Source organism: Nocardioides albus (assembly GCF_014648255.1).
Classification (GTDB): Bacteria; Actinomycetota; Actinomycetes; order Propionibacteriales; family Nocardioidaceae; genus Nocardioides; species Nocardioides albus.
On record NZ_BMQT01000011.1, the window covers coordinates 151,050 to 167,582 of the forward strand.

19 protein-coding genes are annotated in these 16,533 nt (G+C 68.9%); 13 read left to right on the forward strand and 6 right to left on the reverse strand.

Annotated elements, in window-relative coordinates:
- Nucleotides 1-29: 29 nt before the first annotated feature.
- The 4 genes from hsaA to IEY84_RS22145 are packed head-to-tail and all read left to right on the forward strand — an operon-like array spanning nucleotide 30 to nucleotide 3,633.
- Entirely contained in the window at nucleotides 30-1,223 is a 1,194-nt protein-coding gene (hsaA, locus tag IEY84_RS22130; RefSeq protein ID WP_308424461.1) for a 3-hydroxy-9,10-secoandrosta-1,3,5(10)-triene-9,17-dione monooxygenase oxygenase subunit, read from the forward strand.
- On the forward strand, nucleotides 1,223-2,125 hold the full coding sequence (gene hsaD / locus IEY84_RS22135; protein ID WP_183549156.1) for a 4,5:9,10-diseco-3-hydroxy-5,9,17-trioxoandrosta-1(10),2-diene-4-oate hydrolase: 903 nt from the start codon (nucleotides 1,223-1,225) through the stop codon (nucleotides 2,123-2,125). Before hsaA ends, hsaD begins: the two co-directional genes overlap by 1 nt.
- Nucleotides 2,122-3,021, forward strand: a complete 900-nt coding sequence (gene hsaC, locus IEY84_RS22140; RefSeq protein ID WP_221209142.1) for an iron-dependent extradiol dioxygenase HsaC — start codon at nucleotides 2,122-2,124, stop codon at nucleotides 3,019-3,021. The genes hsaD and hsaC overlap by 4 nt, the downstream gene beginning before the upstream one ends.
- A gap of 30 nt (nucleotides 3,022-3,051) precedes the next feature.
- Nucleotides 3,052-3,633 carry a flavin reductase family protein gene (locus IEY84_RS22145; protein ID WP_183549154.1) on the forward strand — a complete coding sequence of 194 codons (582 nt, stop codon included), beginning with the start codon at nucleotides 3,052-3,054 and terminating at the stop codon, nucleotides 3,631-3,633.
- 229 nt (nucleotides 3,634-3,862) lie between these two features.
- Here IEY84_RS22145 and IEY84_RS22150 read toward each other — a convergent pair whose 3' ends face one another.
- The 3 genes from IEY84_RS22150 to IEY84_RS22160 all read right to left on the reverse strand — a co-directional run bounded on the left by IEY84_RS22150 (nucleotide 3,863) and on the right by IEY84_RS22160 (nucleotide 5,792).
- On the reverse strand, nucleotides 3,863-4,285 hold the full coding sequence (locus IEY84_RS22150) for an RpiB/LacA/LacB family sugar-phosphate isomerase (RefSeq protein ID WP_183549152.1): 423 nt from the start codon (nucleotides 4,283-4,285) through the stop codon (nucleotides 3,863-3,865).
- Nucleotides 4,286-4,307: 22 nt separating this feature from the next.
- Nucleotides 4,308-4,760, reverse strand: a complete 453-nt coding sequence (locus tag IEY84_RS22155; RefSeq protein ID WP_183549150.1) for a nuclear transport factor 2 family protein — start codon at nucleotides 4,758-4,760, stop codon at nucleotides 4,308-4,310.
- A gap of 192 nt (nucleotides 4,761-4,952) precedes the next feature.
- On the reverse strand, nucleotides 4,953-5,792 hold the full coding sequence (locus tag IEY84_RS22160; protein WP_183549148.1) for an LLM class F420-dependent oxidoreductase: 840 nt from the start codon (nucleotides 5,790-5,792) through the stop codon (nucleotides 4,953-4,955).
- Nucleotides 5,793-5,854: 62 nt separating this feature from the next.
- Between IEY84_RS22160 and IEY84_RS22165 the strand changes: the two genes are divergently transcribed.
- Together IEY84_RS22165 and IEY84_RS22170 are read left to right on the forward strand one after the other, a co-directional pair.
- Entirely contained in the window at nucleotides 5,855-7,462 is a 1,608-nt protein-coding gene (locus tag IEY84_RS22165; protein ID WP_183549146.1) for a GMC family oxidoreductase, read from the forward strand.
- Between the two features lie 11 nt (nucleotides 7,463-7,473).
- Nucleotides 7,474-8,262 (forward strand): enoyl-CoA hydratase-related protein, encoded by a 789-nt coding sequence (locus IEY84_RS22170; RefSeq protein WP_183549144.1) that lies wholly within the window; start codon nucleotides 7,474-7,476, stop codon nucleotides 8,260-8,262.
- A 6-nt stretch (nucleotides 8,263-8,268) separates the two neighbouring features.
- Here the strand turns inward: IEY84_RS22170 and IEY84_RS22175 are convergent, their stop codons facing one another.
- The 3 genes from IEY84_RS22175 to IEY84_RS22185 are packed head-to-tail and all read right to left on the reverse strand — an operon-like array spanning nucleotide 8,269 to nucleotide 9,855.
- Nucleotides 8,269-8,529 carry a BON domain-containing protein gene (locus IEY84_RS22175; RefSeq protein WP_183549142.1) on the reverse strand — a complete coding sequence of 87 codons (261 nt, stop codon included), beginning with the start codon at nucleotides 8,527-8,529 and terminating at the stop codon, nucleotides 8,269-8,271.
- Nucleotides 8,526-9,269 (reverse strand): metallophosphoesterase family protein, encoded by a 744-nt coding sequence (locus IEY84_RS22180; RefSeq protein ID WP_183549141.1) that lies wholly within the window; start codon nucleotides 9,267-9,269, stop codon nucleotides 8,526-8,528. The genes IEY84_RS22175 and IEY84_RS22180 overlap by 4 nt, the downstream gene beginning before the upstream one ends.
- The gene (locus IEY84_RS22185; RefSeq protein WP_183549140.1) at nucleotides 9,262-9,855 is read right to left on the reverse strand and encodes a nucleotidyltransferase family protein; all 594 of its coding nucleotides are present in this window, start codon (nucleotides 9,853-9,855) and stop codon (nucleotides 9,262-9,264) included. Before IEY84_RS22185 ends, IEY84_RS22180 begins: the two co-directional genes overlap by 8 nt.
- A gap of 71 nt (nucleotides 9,856-9,926) precedes the next feature.
- Between IEY84_RS22185 and IEY84_RS22190 the strand changes: the two genes are divergently transcribed.
- The 7 genes from IEY84_RS22190 to IEY84_RS22220 all read left to right on the forward strand — a co-directional run bounded on the left by IEY84_RS22190 (nucleotide 9,927) and on the right by IEY84_RS22220 (nucleotide 16,324).
- Nucleotides 9,927-10,469 (forward strand): TetR/AcrR family transcriptional regulator, encoded by a 543-nt coding sequence (locus IEY84_RS22190; protein ID WP_183549139.1) that lies wholly within the window; start codon nucleotides 9,927-9,929, stop codon nucleotides 10,467-10,469.
- Between the two features lie 22 nt (nucleotides 10,470-10,491).
- Complete coding sequence (locus IEY84_RS22195; protein ID WP_221209141.1) at nucleotides 10,492-11,724, forward strand: cytochrome P450; 1,233 nt, start codon at nucleotides 10,492-10,494, stop codon at nucleotides 11,722-11,724.
- Between the two features lie 145 nt (nucleotides 11,725-11,869).
- Nucleotides 11,870-12,649: an SDR family oxidoreductase gene (locus tag IEY84_RS22200; protein ID WP_183549138.1), complete on the forward strand. Its 780-nt coding sequence runs from the start codon at nucleotides 11,870-11,872 to the stop codon at nucleotides 12,647-12,649.
- A complete protein-coding gene (locus IEY84_RS22205) occupies nucleotides 12,646-14,016 on the forward strand; it encodes a cytochrome P450 (RefSeq protein ID WP_229788923.1) in 1,371 nt (456 codons plus the stop codon). The genes IEY84_RS22200 and IEY84_RS22205 overlap by 4 nt, the downstream gene beginning before the upstream one ends.
- On the forward strand, nucleotides 14,013-14,207 hold the full coding sequence (locus tag IEY84_RS22210; protein WP_183549137.1) for a ferredoxin: 195 nt from the start codon (nucleotides 14,013-14,015) through the stop codon (nucleotides 14,205-14,207). Before IEY84_RS22205 ends, IEY84_RS22210 begins: the two co-directional genes overlap by 4 nt.
- Nucleotides 14,208-14,846: a nuclear transport factor 2-like protein gene (locus IEY84_RS22215; protein WP_183549136.1), complete on the forward strand. Its 639-nt coding sequence runs from the start codon at nucleotides 14,208-14,210 to the stop codon at nucleotides 14,844-14,846.
- Nucleotides 14,843-16,324 (forward strand): aldehyde dehydrogenase, encoded by a 1,482-nt coding sequence (locus IEY84_RS22220; RefSeq protein WP_183549134.1) that lies wholly within the window; start codon nucleotides 14,843-14,845, stop codon nucleotides 16,322-16,324. The genes IEY84_RS22215 and IEY84_RS22220 overlap by 4 nt, the downstream gene beginning before the upstream one ends.
- Nucleotides 16,325-16,533 lie beyond the last annotated feature (209 nt).

The following is a 16,533-nucleotide window of genomic DNA, read 5'->3' on the forward strand; positions in this document are numbered from 1 at the left end:
TCTGGGACACCATGCAGGAAGGCAGAGCGGTGAGCGAACCGACACAGCGCCCCCACAAGGACGCACAGACCGTCAGGGACGGGGTGCAGGACCTGCTGCCCACGATCAGGGAGCGAGCCGAGGAGACCGAGCGTCTCCGGGTGGTGCCCGAGTCGAGCGTGAAGGAGCTGGAGGAGGTCGGCTTCTTCAAGCTGCTCCAGCCCGTCCGGTTCGGCGGTCTCGAGGCGGACCCGGTCGACTTCTACACCTGTGTGCGCGACATCGCCTCGGCGTGCGGCTCGACCGGCTGGGTCTCCAGCGTCCTGGGCGTGCACCCCTGGCAGATCGCGCTCTTCGACGACGAGGCCCAGCAGGCCGTGTGGGGCGAGGACCCCGACACCCGGGTCTCCTCCTCCTATGCGCCGATGGGCAAGGCCTCGCTCACCGAGGGCGGCTTCAACCTCTCCGGACGCTGGTCGTTCTCCTCCGGCTGCGCGCACGCCACCTGGGTCCTCCTGGGTGGACTGGTCTTCAACGACGAGGGCCAGGTCGTCGACTTCCGTACGTTCCTGGTGCCGCGTGATCGCTACGAGATCGTCGACGTCTGGAACGTCGTCGGTCTGGCCGGGACCGGTTCGAACGACATCGTGGTCGAGGACGTCTTCATCCCGGAGACCTTCACCCTCTCGATGGCCGAGACCGGGCGGTGCAAGGGTCCGGGCCAGGCGGTGAACACCGGCGACCTCTACAAGCTGCAGTTCCACTCGCTGTTCACGACCACGATCACCACGCCGATCATCGGCATGGCCCGCGGCGCCTACGACGAGCACGTCACCATGCAGCAGAACCGGGTTCGAGCCTCCTTCGGTGAGAAGGCGTCCTTGGACCCCTTCGCTGCGGTTCGGGTCGCTACCGCCTCCTCGGACATCGACGCCGCCTGGGCGCTGCTGATGGGCAACATCCGTGAGCAGCAGGCCCACGTCGCCCGCGGGGAGAAGATCCCGATCACCCAGCGGCTGCGGATCCGCCGGGACCAGGTCCTCGGCACCCAGCGCGCGATCGACGCGATCGACCTGCTCTTCGAGGCCTCTGGTGGCCGGGCGCTGGCCAACGGCACTCCGCTCCAGCGTGCCTGGCGCGACGCCCACGCCGGTCGTGTCCACGCCGCCAACGACCCGGAGCGGGCGCTGCAGATGTACGGCGCCTCCGAGTTCGGTCACAAGGTCGACCCGGGGATGTACTGATGACGGTGTCCAAGGATGACGTCGCGCACGACGTACGCATCAAGACCGAGGCGGCAGGGGAGATCTCGCTGCGCTACTACGATCTCGGTTCACCTGTCGATGACCGGCTGCCCCTCGTCATGCTGCACGGCGGCGGCCCCGGGGCCTCGTCGTGGTCCAACTTCGGCTCCGCGCTGGAGGGCTTCGCGGCCGACTTCCGCACGATCCTGGTCGACCAGCCGGGGTTCGGTGCGTCCGACAAGCCGCCGGTGGTGGGCAACTACTACCGCTTCGCCGGCGACGCGGTGATCGCGCTCCTCGACGAGCTCGGCCTGGAGAAGGTGCACCTGCTCGGCAACTCGCTCGGCGGCGGGACCGCGATGCGGATCGCGCTGACTCACCCGGACCGGGTCGGTCGGCTGGTGCTGATGGGGCCGGGAGGGCTCTCGCTCAACCTCTTCCATGCGGACCCGACCGAGGGCGTACAGCGTCTGATGGACTTTTCCGGCGATCCCACCCGTGAGTCGCTCAGGGCGTTCATCTCGACCATGGTCGTCAACCAGAAGCTGGTCACCGACGAGCTGGTCGAGGAGCGGTTCGCCGACGCGACGGCGCCCGGCGCGCGCGAGGCGATGGCGTCGATGGGGTGGTCGTTCTACAACCCCGAGACCGCCGAGGACGGCATGCTCTGGCGCGAGGCACACCAGCTCAAGCACCACACCCTGCTCACCTGGGGACGCGAGGACCGGGTCAACCCGCTCGACGGTGCGTTCCCCGCGCTGAAGCTGATCCCGAAGGCGCAGCTGCATGTCTTTCCGCGCTGTGGGCACTGGGCACAGATCGAGGCCGCCGACGAGTTCCGCGAGCTCGCGGTCGCCTTCTTGAGGCGGCACCGCGAACGTACTCCTGAGGAGAAGTCATGACGATCGACCTGAAGTCGATGGGCTACGTACGCGTCACCAGCACCGACCTGGAGGCGTGGCGTACGTTCGCCGGCAAGGTCCTCGGGCTGATCGAGGCCAAGGGCCCGAACCCCGAAAATCTCTACTACCGCATCGACGAGGTCTCCGCCCGGCTCGTGATCGAGCCCGGTGAGAAGGACCAGCTCAGCTGCGTCGGCTGGGAGGTCGCCGACCACACCGCGCTGGCTCAGGCTCGCGAGCACCTGGAGAAGTCCGGCGTCGAGGTCGAGGAGGGCACCCACGAGGAGCTCGCCGAGCGCCGGGTGCAGGAGATGCTGCGCTTCCGCGACCCCTTCGACAACGTCTTCGAGCTCTTCCACGGCATCACCTACGAGCGCCGCCCCGCCGTCTCGCCCTACGGCCACACCTTCGTGACCGGCGAGCAGGGGATGGGTCACGTGGTGATCCCGGTCACCGACGACGTCGAGGCGCTGGAGTTCTACCGCGACACGCTCGGGTTCCGGCTGCGCGACTCGATGAGCATGCCGGGCGAGTTCGCCGGCAGGGAGCCCGGCACGAAGATCTGGCTGCGCTTCCTCGGGATCAACCCGCGCCACCACTCGCTGGCGTTCCTGCCGTTCCCCAACGACTCCAAGTGCGTCCACATCATGCTCGAGGTCGACAAGCTCGACGACGTCGGCCGGGCGCTGGAGCGGGTGAAGAAGCATGGCGCGAAGCTGTCGGCGACGCTCGGACGCCACATGAACGACGAGATGGTCTCCTTCTACGTGAAGTCGCCGGGTGGTTTCGACATCGAGTTCGGCACCGAGGGGCTCCAGGTCGACGACCAGAAGTGGGTCGCTCGGGAGTCCACCGCCGTCTCGTACTGGGGTCACGACTTCGGCGTAGGCCAGTGATCGGGTATGCGTATAGAGGTGCCGGATGGAATGTCTCCCGATGCCGCTGAGAGCTGGCCGCACCCGGAGCTGATCGAGTCCTTTCACGGTCGCTTCGACTTCGAGGCGCCACCGTCTCCGCCGGAGACCCCTGCCGACGCCGAGGCGGACGCCCGGTTCCGTACGGTGCTGGGCCGGTTCGCCTCCGGGGTCACCGTGATCACGGCGCAGACCGCGGAAGGCCCGGTCGGGATGACCTGTCAGTCGTTCTCGTCGGTGTCCTTGCGGCCGCCGCTGATCCTGTTCGCGCCGACCAAGTCCTCGCGCGCCTGGGCGCGGATCCGCCGCGCGGGACACTTCTCGGTCAACATCCTCGCCGCCGGACAGGAGACGGTGTCGAACCAGTTCGCCTCGCGCGCCGTCGACAAGTACGCCGACATCTCCTGGACACCCTCGGCCCATCATGGCGACCCGCACCTGTCCGGTGCGGTCGGCTACCTCGACTGCGCCGTCCACTCGGTCCACGAGGAGGGCGACCACTACCTCGTCGTCGGCCGCGTCCTGGACCTCGAAGAAGGCGCCGCCACCGAGCCGCTGCTCTTCTTCCGCAGCAACTACCGCGAGCTGGGCTGACTCCCGCCGAGTCGGCTCATCCTGGCGAGAGTCCGCGTCGAGTCGGCTCATCCTGACGAGGGTCCGTGTCGAGTCGGCTCATTCTGACGAGGATCCGTGTCGAGTCGGCTCATTCTGACGAGGATCCGTGTCGAGTCGGCTCATCCTGACCAGACTCCGTGTCGGGTCGGCTCGTCATAACGGGCCGACTCGGCGTCGCAATCGGTCAGGACGGGCCGACTCGGCGACGCTAGTTTTGGTCAGGGAGCTCGGTGAGGCGGCGGATGGCGTCGGCCTCGTCGGGGTCGGGGGTCGGCTCGTCGAGGAATGCACGGGTCACCTCGACGGCGACGTCGGGCGCGAGGCGCTTGAGGCTCATCGCGAGCACGTTCGCGTCGTTCCAGAGCCGGGCACCGCGGGCGATCCAAGGGTCCCAGGCGAGGGCGGCGCGTACGCCGGGGATCTTGTTGGCGGCGATCGCCGTGCCGGTGCCGGTCCAGCACATCACCACGCCGACGTCGGCCCGGCCCTCGACGACCGCTCGGCCGATGCCGGCGCCGAGGTCGGGCCAGGAGTCGTCGGTCAGGATCTCGACGTCCCCGCGCCCGTGCAGTTCGGCGAGCACGGCTCGGGTGGTCTCGTTCTCGTCGTCGGCTCCGAACACGATCCGCATGTGTCCGAACCTACCGGCCGGGTCAGGCGTGCGTGGAAGGTTCGCCGGGTCCGCTGAACCTGGCGTGGGGCTGGTCCTTCAGGCTGGTGGTGAGCTCCCAGGTGCGCTGATATCCGGTGTGGGCGATGCGCCAGCCCTGGGGCGTACGGACGTAGCGGTCCTCGTAGAAGGCGGCGCCTTCGAGGGCGAACTCGAAGGCGGGTGCGAAGACCTTGTCGTGGAGGTACCAGCGGCCGGTGGCCGCCTCGCCGTCGATCGTGATCTCGGGATGGTGGAGATGGTGCATCGTGATGATCTCGGCGGGCAGGTTGGTGCGCATGTAGTCGACCAGCTCGCCGGGTGAGCCGAAGGAGAGCCCGGCGTAGTCGGCTGTGGCGTCGTCGCTGAAGCAGGTGGCGAACTCGTTCCACTGCTTGGTGTCGAGGAGGCGTACGTAGCGGTACTTGAGCTGCTCGATCTCGCTGGTGTCACTCATGGACCGATCATAGTAGAACGTGTTCTATTTCGCGTGGTGTTCTGCACGAGGCGCGCGACGACAGGGCCGAGGCAAGGCCGAGGCGTCACTTACGTCGGCCGAGTTGGCACGGGGTGACGTCTCGGCCGACGCGCGTGACGCTTCGGCCGACGCAAGTGACGTCTCGGGCGACCGGGGTGACGTCTCGGCGGGTCAGGTCAGGCTGAGGCGGGTGGCGAGCTTGTCGAGATGGGTGAGCACGCCGGCGGGCTCGGTGTCGGGTACGCCCCAGATCAGCTCGTCGGCGACGGACCACTCGGCGAGGTCCTCGGGTGTGGGCCGCTTCGCGACGAGCACGCGGACCTCGGGCTTGCCCTCGCGCCCGGCCGACTCCCACTCGTCCTGGAGCGTCTTCATCTTGTCCCCGATCCCGGCCTCGGTCGGGGTCGTCATCCAGCCCTCGGCGTTGCGGGCGATCCAGCGCAGGGTCTTGGGGCCGCCGCCGGCGCCGACGATCGTCGGGATCCGGCCCTGTGGGGGCTTCGGGTATGCCCAGGAGGGGCCGAAGGAGACGAACTCGCCGTCGTAGGCCGCTTCCTCCTGGGTCCACAGCGCCCGCATCGCCTCGAGATACTCCTTGAGTGCGGTGCGCTTGCGGTCTCCCGGGATGCCGTGGTCGGCGAGCTCGTCGGTGTTCCAGCCGAACCCGACTCCCAGCGAGACCCGGCCGCCGGAGAGATGGTCGAGGGTCGCGATCGTCTTGGCGAGCGTGATCGGGTCGGACTCGACCGGAAGCGCGACCGCGGTCGACAACCCGATCCGCGAGGTCACCGCGGCGCAGGTCCCGAGCGTGACCCAGGGGTCGAGCGTACGCAGGTAGCGGTCGTCGGGGAGCTCGGTGCCGCCGGTGGGGTGCAGGGCGTCGCGGCGTACCGGGATGTGGGTGTGCTCGGGCACGTAGAACGTGTCGAAACCGCGCTCCTCGGCGGCGGAGGCGAGCTCGGCGGGCGCGATGCCGCGGTCCGAGGTGAACAGGACGATGCCGTGGCGCATGACACAACAGTAGAACGTGTTCTAGTCTTTGCGGAAGGGATCACCGGGAGAGAGAAGTGAACATGGAAGCCGACTACATCGTCGTGGGAGCCGGGAGCGCGGGCTGCGCCACCGCCCGCAGGCTGGCCGAGAGCGGTGCCAGCGTCATCGTGATCGAGGCCGGCGGCAAGGACACCGCCTTCGGGATCAAGAACCTGCTCGAGCTCCCCGGCGCGGTCGCCGCGATGCTCTCCACGCCACAGCTGAAGAAGCTGGTGGACTGGGGCTACAAGTCGGTCCCGCAGAGCGCCGCCCTCGACCGGGTGATCCCGATGACCCGCGGCAAGGTGCTGGGCGGCTCGTCCTCGATCAACGGGATGCTCTGGGTGCGCGGCAACCGCCAGAACTTCGACGACTGGGCGGCCGACGGCGCGACCGGATGGTCCTACGACGACGTGCTGCCTGCGTTCAAGCGGATGGAGGACTTCGAGGGCGGCGGCGACGAGTTCCGCGGCGAGGGCGGACCGGTCAAGGTGCGTTACCAGAAGGACCTCACCCCGGCGACGCAGTCCTGGCTCGACGAGGCGCCCAAGCGGCTCGGTGTCGGCGCCCTCGACGACTACAACGGCAAGGAGCAGGAGGGCGTCGGCGTCGTCCAGCTCAGCGCCTCCGAGGGGCGTCGCTACTCGGCCTCGAAGGCCTACCTGCGCGAGCAGCCGCTGGACAACCTGCTGATCCTGACCAAGGCCCAGGTCACCCGCGTACGGATCGAGGGCTCGCGCGCCACCGGCGTCGAGGTCGTCGGCGCCGACGGCGACAAGCAGACCATCCGGGCGACCCGCGAGGTCATCGTCTCGGCAGGCGTCTACGGTTCCCCGCACCTGCTGATGCTCTCCGGAATAGGTCATTCCGATCATCTCCGCGACCACGGAATCCACGTCCACGCCGACCTTCCGGTCGGTGACAACTTCCACGACCACCTCTTCGTGCCGGTCTCCTTCCGGATGGACTCGGCGCTGCGGCGGCCCACTCCCGCCTACTTCGCCGCCGGCTTCGCCAAGTCGCGACTCACCCGCAAGGGCTGGGCGGCAGGGTCGCAGTTCGAGGCCTTCGGCTTCGTACGCAGCGCCCTGGCCGGTCAGGTCCCCGACCTGCAGCTGCACGTCCTCTACTGGGTCTACCCGTTCCCGAACCAGGACGGCGACAAGGCGATCCGGCCGCCCACGAGCAAGCCGGGCCTGTGCATCCTGCCGACCCTGATCTACCCCGAGAGTCGCGGCACCGTACGTCTGGCCAGCGCCGACCCGCTCGCGCACCCGTTGCTCGACCCCGGCTATCTCACCTCAGGCAAGGACACCGAGGTGCTCTTGGACGGGATCGCGAAGGTGCGCGAGATGATGGTGGGCCTCGGCGACAACCAGGGCGAGATCTCGCCCGGACCGTCGTACGCCACCGATGAGGCGACCCGCGAGCTGCTGCCCAACATCGTGCACAGCGTCTACCACGGCGTCGGCACCTGCCGGATGGGGTCGGACGAGCGTGCGGTGGTCGATCCGTCGTTGCGGGTCAAGGGCATCGACGGTCTGCGGGTCGCCGACGCGAGCGTCATGCCCTCGATCACCGGAGGCAACACCAACGCCCCCTCGATCATGATCGGCGAGCGCGCTGCCGACCTGATCCTGGGCCGATAGGAGACACCCACATGTCAGACCTGCTCCTGAGCGAGGACCGCGACGGCGTCCGTACGCTGACCCTCAACCGTCCCGACCAGCTCAACGCCTTCAGCCAGGCGCTCTACGTCGCCCTCGCCGAAGCGTTGCGTGAGGCGGACGCGGACCCGGAGGTGGCCGTCGTGCTGCTGACCGGGACCGGGCGTGCGTTCTCTGCGGGCACCGATCTCCTCGAGATGAAGCAGACGGCCTCGGGCGGTGACGAGAGTGCCGCGCACGGGTTCATCGGGCTGGTCGACTCCCTGGCGGAGTTCTCCAAGCCGCTGGTGGTCGCCGTCAACGGCCTGGGCCTCGGTATCGGGGTGACGCTCCTCGGTTTCGCTGACCTCGTCCTCGCCTCGACGGACGCGAGATTCAAGACGCCGTTCACGACGCTCGGGGTGGCGCCGGAGGCGGCGTCCAGCTTCCTGTTCCCGCGGCTGATCGGACGTCAGAACGCTGCCTGGATGCTGATGTCGGGGGAGTGGTTCAGCGCCGAGGAGGCCCACGGGATGGGGCTCGTCTGGCGCGTCACCTCGCCGGAGGAGCTGCTCCCTGTCGCGCGGGCCCATGCCGCGACGCTCGCCGCGCGCCCCATCAGCAGCCTCGTCGCGGTCAAGGAGACGATGACCGCGTCGCTGCGCCCCGGCATCGAGGCCGCCCGGGCGCTCGAGAACGCGAAGTTCGCCGAGCTGCTCGGCGGGCCGGCCAACATCGAGGCGCTCGTCGCCTTCGCCGAGGGACGGGAACCCGACTTCACCAGTCTTCCGCCGGGAGCCTGAACGGGCTCACCTCCGTGGTGGGTCTATCTGCTCGTGCTGTGGTTCACCCGGTCCGGGCTCGGCACTGAGCACGATGTAGTCGACGATGTCGAGCCCGGGGTCGTGGTCCCTGATGACCTCGAGCACCATGGCGCGACGCGCCTCCGAGGCCACCTCGCCGGAGACGACGAGGTGGTCGCCGCGCACCTGGAGCCGGATGCCCAGCTCGTGGGTGCGCGGATCGGTCGCGATCGCGCGCTCGAGATCTCGCGTCTGCTGCTCGTTCATGCCGACCTCCTGGGGACGACGTCGTAGACCCGGAACGCTGCCTGGATCACGGGCTGGGCGACGTTTCGTACGGGGACGCCGGCCGGCGTGAGACCCTTCTCGCGGCCGGCATGGGCGTGGCCGTGGACCGCCAGATCCACCCCCGTCTCGTCGATCGCCTCGCCGAGCCGGTAGTTGCCGAGGAAAGGCCAGATCTCCTTCGGCTCGCCGACCAAGGTGTCGTCGACGGGAGAGAAGTGCGACAGCGCGACGGTGACGTCCGGCTCCTCGGCTTCGAGGGCATCGAGGGCCTGACGCAGCCGGGCGGCAGTCTCGATGCCGTGCCCGGTGAAGGCCTTCATCTCGGGTTCGCCGAAGTCGGCAGCGCAGCGGCCGGAGAAGCCGAGGCAGAAGCCCTTGATGCCGGCGACGCCGAGACGGCCGGCGTCCGTGTCGATGGTGGTCGAGGTGCCCTCGAGGACAGCCACTCCGCGGTCCTCGAGCAGCCGGACGATGTCGCGTTCAGCCCCGGAGTGGTAGTCGTGGTTGCCGAGCACGGCAAGGACCGGTACGTCGGCTGCACCGAACTCGTCGGCGAACACCTCGGCCTCCTCGACCGTCCCGTGCTGGGTGAGGTCGCCGGCGACCAGCAGCGCGTCGGCCTCCTCCGAGATGTTGGTGATCAGCGGCGCGTAGCGGCCACGCAGATCGTCGGCCAGGTGTACGTCACCCACTGCTGCCACCCGAATCGGGTCAGGCATCATCGCCTCCCTTGCTGCTTCCTTCCATGATGGCGAGCGCGTCCAGGAGACAGAGCGCGGTCTGCGCGAAGGGACTCCGCTTCGCCTCCTGTCGCACCAGCCTCCAGTCGATCTGCTCGCGCAGGGCGCGGGCACAGCCGAGGATCGGCGACAGGTCGCAGGCATGCTCGCTGAGAGCGAGCATGCGCGAGATGATCAGGTCCGTCGCGGACATGACGGGCATGGTCACCGAGTCGACCGGCAGGTCGTCGCATCGCGAGAGCAGGTCTTCGTCGACCGGCCCGGTCGGAAGCCGGTGGATCAGGTCGACGACCACGGTGTCGCGCCCGACCTTGACCAGCCAGTCCTCAGGAGCGGCGACCGCGTCCAGCCCGTTCGCGAGCAGCACCTGGACGGCTTTCTCGGCACAGTCCTGAGGCAGGACGAAGTCCACGTCGTGGGTGCTCTCGGGGCCGCCTCGGGTCCACACCGCGTACCCACCGGCCAGTGCGAACGGGATCTCGGCGGCCTTCAGTGTCGCGCCGACCCGCTTGAGTACCTCGCGTTGTCGCTGGAACTCCTCGCCCAGCACATCTGTTCTCGGCATGGCGGTGCGGTACCCAGAATCCATCCGGGCCAACCCTTGCCCAAAACGAGAACGTGTTCTAATCTGGACACGTGTCCAGTTCAACCACCATCCGCCAGACCGAGACGGTCGAGCGACTCTTCGCTGCGGGTCTGGCGGAGCTGCGCGAGGTCGGCCACGAGGCATTGACGATCCGCTCGGTCGCCGTGCGGGCCGGGGTCTCCTCGGCGACCGCCTACACCTACCTCGCCTCCAAGAACCACCTCTTCGCCGAGCTCTTCTGGCGCCACCTCGCCGAGGCGCCGGCGGTCGCGGCGATGGGGTCGCGGGTCGAGCGGGTGCAGGCGGCCGTACGCAGCCTGACCACCCGGATCGCCGAGGAGCCCGAGCTCGCGGCCGCGATGAGCCCAGCGCTGCTGGGTAGCGACGACGACGTGGCCAGGCTGCGGCTGCGGATCGGTGCGGAGTTCGCCGCGCGGTTCGACGCGGCGCTCGGGGAGGGCTGCGAGGACGCCGTCCACGAAGCCCTGCTGCTCGCGTTCTTCGGGGCGCTGCTGCAGGCGGGAATGAGACTGATGACCTTCGACGAGATGGTCGACCGGCTGGCCCCGGTCGTCGCCGTGATCGTCGCCTGAGTGATGTATCGAGCCTGTCGAGATGAGTGAGATGACGAGCACCACCACCGAGATCTTCGACCCTTATGACTACGACTTCCACGAGGACCCATACCCCGTCTACGCCCGGCTGCGGGACGAGGCACCGCTCTACCACAACGTCTCCGACGACTTCTGGGCGCTCTCGCGCCACGCCGACGTGCACGCTGCCCTGAAGAACGACACCGTGTTCTCGAACCGGATGGGCGTCTCGCTCGACGCGAGCGCCTGGAACCAGGACGCCCATCGGGTGATGTCGTTCCTGGCGCTCGACGGCAAGGAGCAGACCCGGCTGCGCAAGCTCGTCTCGGCGGGTTTCACCCCGCGTCGGGTGCGTGACCTCGTACCCGGCGTGCAGGCGCTGGCCGATCACTATCTCGACCGGCTGCTCGTCGCCAACGAGGACCACGGCGAGGTCGACTGGATCGCCGAGCTCGCGGGCAAGCTCCCGATGGACGTCATCTCACAGATGATCGGGGTGGCCGAGGCCGACCGCGACGAGGTGCGGAGGCTGGCCGACCTGATGGTCCACCGGGAGGACGGCGTCCGTGACGTTCCCGAGGCCGGGATGGCCGCGGCCCTGGAGCTGATCAGCTACTACGTGACGATGGTGGCCGAGCGCCGCAAGCGACCGGGCGACGACCTCACCTCGGCCCTCGTGCGGGCCGAGATCGACGGCGACCGGCTCCATGACGGCGAGATCATCGCGTTCCTGATCCTGTTGGTCGTGGCCGGCAACGAGACCACCACCAAGCTGCTCGGCAACGCGCTCCTCCACCTCGGTGCGAACCCCGCCCAGGCCGAGGACGTGTTCACCGGGCCCGACCTCGTCGGCGCCTGGGTCGAGGAGACGCTGCGCCACGACACCTCGACCCAGATGCTCGCCCGGTACGTCGCCGAGGACGTCGAGCTGCACGGCCAGGTCGTTCCCGCCGGGTCGAAGCTGCTCGTTCTGATCGGCTCGGCCAACCGAGACGAGCGAGTGTTCACAGCCCCCACCGTCTTCGACATCCACCGCTCGCCGGACGAGCTCGCGAAGAGCATGAGCTTCGGCGTCGGCCGCCACTTCTGCCTCGGCGCCAACCTCGCCCGGCTCGAGGCCCGCGTGGTGCTGGAGGAGCTGGTGCGGCGTACGTCCGGGCTCGAGGTCCACAGCGAACGCGCGGTCCGCGTCCACTCGACGAACGTGCGCGGCTTCGCCGAGCTGCCCGTCACGTTCACCCGGAGGGCGCGGTGAGCGGGGTGGATGCTGACCGAGTTACCTCGGTCAGCGCACGGGATGTCCACCGAGGTAACTCGGTCGGTAGTCGCCTCCTTTGTGGAACTCCGCGAGGTCAGTGCGCATTCGCCGAGTTACCTCGGTCAACATCCCAGGAGGTCGCATGAGCAAGTACGCGCAGCCCGACCGCCGCCCGGCGGTGATCACCGGCGCCTCCTCCGGGATCGGCGCCGAGACCGCGAAGGCGCTGGCCGCGGCCGGTCTCCCGGTCGCGCTCGGCGCCAGGAGACTCGATCGGATCGAGGAGGTCGCCGCGGCGATCCGCGCCGACGGCGGAGAGGCGGTCGCGCACCCGCTCGACGTGACCTCCGACGACTCGGTCGCCGAGTTCGCTGCGAAGGCGGTCGCCGATCTCGGGGACATCGAGGTCGTCGTCAGCAATGCCGGGGTCACCCACCCCGGCGCCACCGTCGACGTCGCCACCGAGACCTTCGCCGGCCAGGTCGACATCAACCTGCTCGGTGCCCACCGCATCCTGCGCGCCTTCGGGCCCGGGATGATCGAGCGGCAGCGCGGCGACCTGGTCTTCCTCTCCTCCGACGTGGCGCTCAAGCCGCGACCGTTCATGGGAGCGTACGCAGCCTCCAAGTGGGGCCTCGAAGGCATGGTCAACGCGCTCCAGATGGAGCTCGAGGGCACGGGCGTCAGGGCCTCCATCGTGCGACCCGGCCCCACCCACTCCGACATCGGCAACGAGTGGCCCGCCGAGCTCGGCGGGTTCGTGCTGGAGCAGTGGGTCAGGTGGGGCCTCGCGCGCCACCCGCACTTCCTCAAGGCCCAGGCGCTGGCCGACGCGATCACGACCGTCGTCACCGCGAAGCGCGGAGTCCACATCAGCACCATCGACGTCAACCCCGAAGCCCCCGTGCAGGAGCCACGATGACGATCCCCACCGTCTCCACCGTCCTGGACGACCAGGACCCGAACGTTCCCGAGATCATCCGCGGCACCGGACATCTGCCGGAGATGCGGGTCGACCCGATCTCGCTGTTCACCCGCGTCCGCGAGGAGTGCGGCGACCTCGGGCGGTTCCGGCTCGCCGACAAGGACGTCGTGATGGTCACCGGGGCCGAAGCCAACGAGGCGTTCTTCCGGGCGCCCGACGACGTGCTCGACCAGGCCGCTGCGTACCCGTTCATGACGCCGATCTTCGGCAAGGGCGTCGTCTTCGACGCCTCTCCGGAGGAGCGCCAGCAGATGTTGAAGAACCAGGCGCTGCGCGGCGACATGATGCGCGGGCACGCGCAGACGATCGAGGCCGAGATCCGCCGGATGATCGCGGGCTGGGGCGAGGAGGGGGAGATCGACCTGCTCGACTTCTTCGCCGAGCTGACCATCTACACCACCTCGGCCTGCCTGGTCGGCAAGCCGTTCCGCGAGGAGCTCGACTCGTCCTTCGCCCAGTACTACCACGAGCTCGAGCACGGCACGGACGCCATCGCGTACGTCGACCCGTACGCCGACATCGAGAGCTTCCGGATGCGCGACGCCGCCCGGGAGCGGCTCGTCGCGCTGGTCCAGGCGATCGTCGACAAGCGGGTCGCGCGAGCCAAGGCGAACGGGGGGAGCGTTCCCCGCGAGGAACGGGATCTCCTCGACGTACTCATCTCGATCGACATGGACACCGACACCATCACCGGGGTCTTCATCTCGATGATGTTCGCCGGCCACCACACCTCCTCGGGCACCGCGTCGTGGGCGATGATCGAGCTGCTGCGGCACCCGGAGGTCATGGACGATGTCGTCACCGAGCTCGACGAGCTCTACGCCGACGGCAGCGAGGTGAGCTTCCAGGCGCTGCGCTCAATCCCGGTGCTGGAGGCGACGCTCAAGGAGACGCTGCGGCTGCACCCGCCGCTGATCATCCTGATGCGGCTGGTGCGCGAGGACTTCGAGCTGCTCGGCGAGACCATCCCGGCCGGCACCCTGCTCGCCGCCTCGCCGCGCGTCTCCAACCGGATCGAGGCCGACTTCCCGAAGGCGGAGTCCTTCGACCCGAGCCGCTACATCGACCCACGCCAGGAGGACATGCAGAACCGCTGGACCTGGATCCCGTTCGGCGCCGGCAAGCACCGCTGCGTCGGCAATGCGTTCGCGATGATGCAGATGAAGGCGATCTTCTCGGTGATCCTGCGCGACTACACCTTCGAGGCAGCCCAGCCGTTGGAGTCGTACGCCGACGACTTCACCAAGATGGTGATCCAGCTCGAGCAGCCGTGCAAGGTCCGCTACCGGCGGCGGTCGCGATGAGGTTGACCGCCGACCCCGGGCTGTGCCAGGGGCACCAGGAGTGCCTCGCCGAGGCCCCGGACCTCTTCGACTTCGACGCCGACGGTGACCACGTCGTCGTACGCGTCCCCGAACCGTCGCAGGAGCAGCTGCCGTCGGCTCGCGCGGCCGTGAAGTACTGCCCTGCTTTCGCACTCTCCCTGGAGGACTGAATGGGTTCGACAAGCCCGACCACCGGCATCGCCCGCCCCGAGATCGAGGAGTTCTGGGAGACCTGGCTCCAGATCAACCGGGACGTCGAGAAGACCGGCGACTGGCGGCCGATGGCCGAGTGGTACGCCGAGGACGCGACGTACGGCTGGATGTACTCGCCCGACGAGCACTTCATGGCCGTGGGCCGCGACCAGATCCGCGACTGGGCGATCGGGATCGAGATGGACGGCTTCGACGGCTGGCACTACGACTACGTGTGCACCGTCATCGACGAGACCAAGGCGATGGTGATCGGCTTCTGGAAGCAGCGTTCGGGGATCACCGACGACGAGACCGGCAAGGAGTACGAGATCCTCGGGCTCGGCGGGTCGTGGTTCGGGCTCAAGCGGGTCGCTGAGGGCGCCGACGCGGGCCAGATCAAGATCGACTGGCAGCGCGACTGGTTCGACATGCCGTCGACCGCCGCGACGTTCATGAAGATCCTGAAGGACGGCAAGGCCTCCGAGAAGCTGCTCGAGCGGATGTCGGTCACCGGGCACGGCGTGCCCGGCCACTACCACCTGAAAGACCTTCCCTCGACCGTGTGGCCGCCTCCGGTCGAACGCGGCGACCACACCACCCAGGAGGCCCCTCGATGACCCGGACGCCGACCAACCCACCCGCTCAGCAGTACGTCGACGGCAAGCTCGGTGCTGCGAGCAGCGGCGAGACGTACGCCATCCTCAACCCTGCCACCGGAGCGGAGATCGGTCGGGCGCCGGACTCGACGGCAGCGGACATGGACGCTGCGATCGCCGCTGCCCGCCGAGCCTTCGACGAGACCGACTGGTCGGTCGACGTGGCCTTCCGCATCCGTTGCCTTCGACAGCTGCATCAGGCGCTGCTGGACAACGTCGATGCCCTGCGTGAGCTGACCACCGCCGAGGTCGGCGCGCCCGCCTTCCTCGTCGCCGGGCCCCAGCTCGACGCTCCCATCGACACTCTGAAGTGGTCGATCGACCTGGCCGAGCGCTACGAGTGGGAGCAGGACCTCGGTGTCGGGGTCACCATGGGGATCTCCTCGAGGCGCACGGTGCGGAAGGAGGCGGTCGGGGTCGTCGCGGCGATCACGCCGTGGAACTTCCCGAACCAGATCAACCTGGCCAAGATCGGTCCGGCGCTGGCCGCCGGCAACACCGTGGTGCTCAAGCCCGCGCCGGACACGCCATGGGTGGCGGCCGAGCTCGGGCGCCTGGTCGCCGAGCACACCGACATCCCGGCAGGCGTCTTCAACGTGGTGACGCCGCGCGACAACGAGGTCGCCGCGCTTCTCGCCGAGGACCCCCGCGTCGACCTGGTCTCCTTCACCGGCTCGACCGACACCGGCCGGCGGATCATGGCCGCCGCTGCGCCCACCTTGAAGAAGGTCTTCCTCGAGCTCGGCGGCAAGTCGGCAGCGATCGTCCTCGACGACGCCGATGTCGCCTCGGCCGCCTCGATGGCTGCCTTCTCGGTGGCCGTCCACGCGGGTCAGGGTTGCGCCCTGACCACCCGCCTGCTCGTGCCGCGCGCGTCCTACGACGCAGCTGTCGAGTCCGCGGCCGCGACGATGTCCTCGCTCGGTGCCGGCGACCCCGCTGACCCCGGCACGATCTGCGGCCCGGTCATCTCGGCGGTCCAGCGCACCCGAATCCTCGGCTACCTGGCGCTCGCGGAGGAGGAAGGCGGCACCTTCGCGACCGGCGGAGATGTGGCGGTCCAGGACGGCGACCTCGCCGGCGGCTTCTGGGTCCAGCCCACCGTGATCGCCGGCCTCGACAACACCGCCCGCGTCGCCCGCGAGGAGATCTTCGGACCGGTGCTGACGGTGATCCCGCACGACGGCGACGACGATGCCGTACGCATCGCCAACGACTCGCCCTACGGTCTCTCCGGCTCGGTCGAGTCCGGCTCGCTGGAGCGCGCGAAGTCGGTGGCGGCCCGGATCCGCACCGGCACGATCGGCGTCAACGGAGGCCAGTGGTTCAACGCCGACGCACCCTTCGGCGGCTACAAACAGTCCGGCCTCGGCCGGGAGATGGGCGTGGCCGGCTTCGAGGAGTACCTCGAGACCAAGCTGATCGCGGAGCCCGCATGATGCCGACCCGGCGCAACTGTCCCATGAACCCCAGCCCACTCGGCGCATCTGTCCCGTCAACAGCCGCCCAGTCGGCGCGTCTGCCCCGCCCAGGCGCGTCGAGTCGGCGCGTCTGTCTCATGGGGCCAGGCACGCCGACCGGGGTTGAGACATTCGCGCCGAGTGGGCGTCGGTTTCTGGGACAGACGCGCCGAGTGGGCGCGGGAATC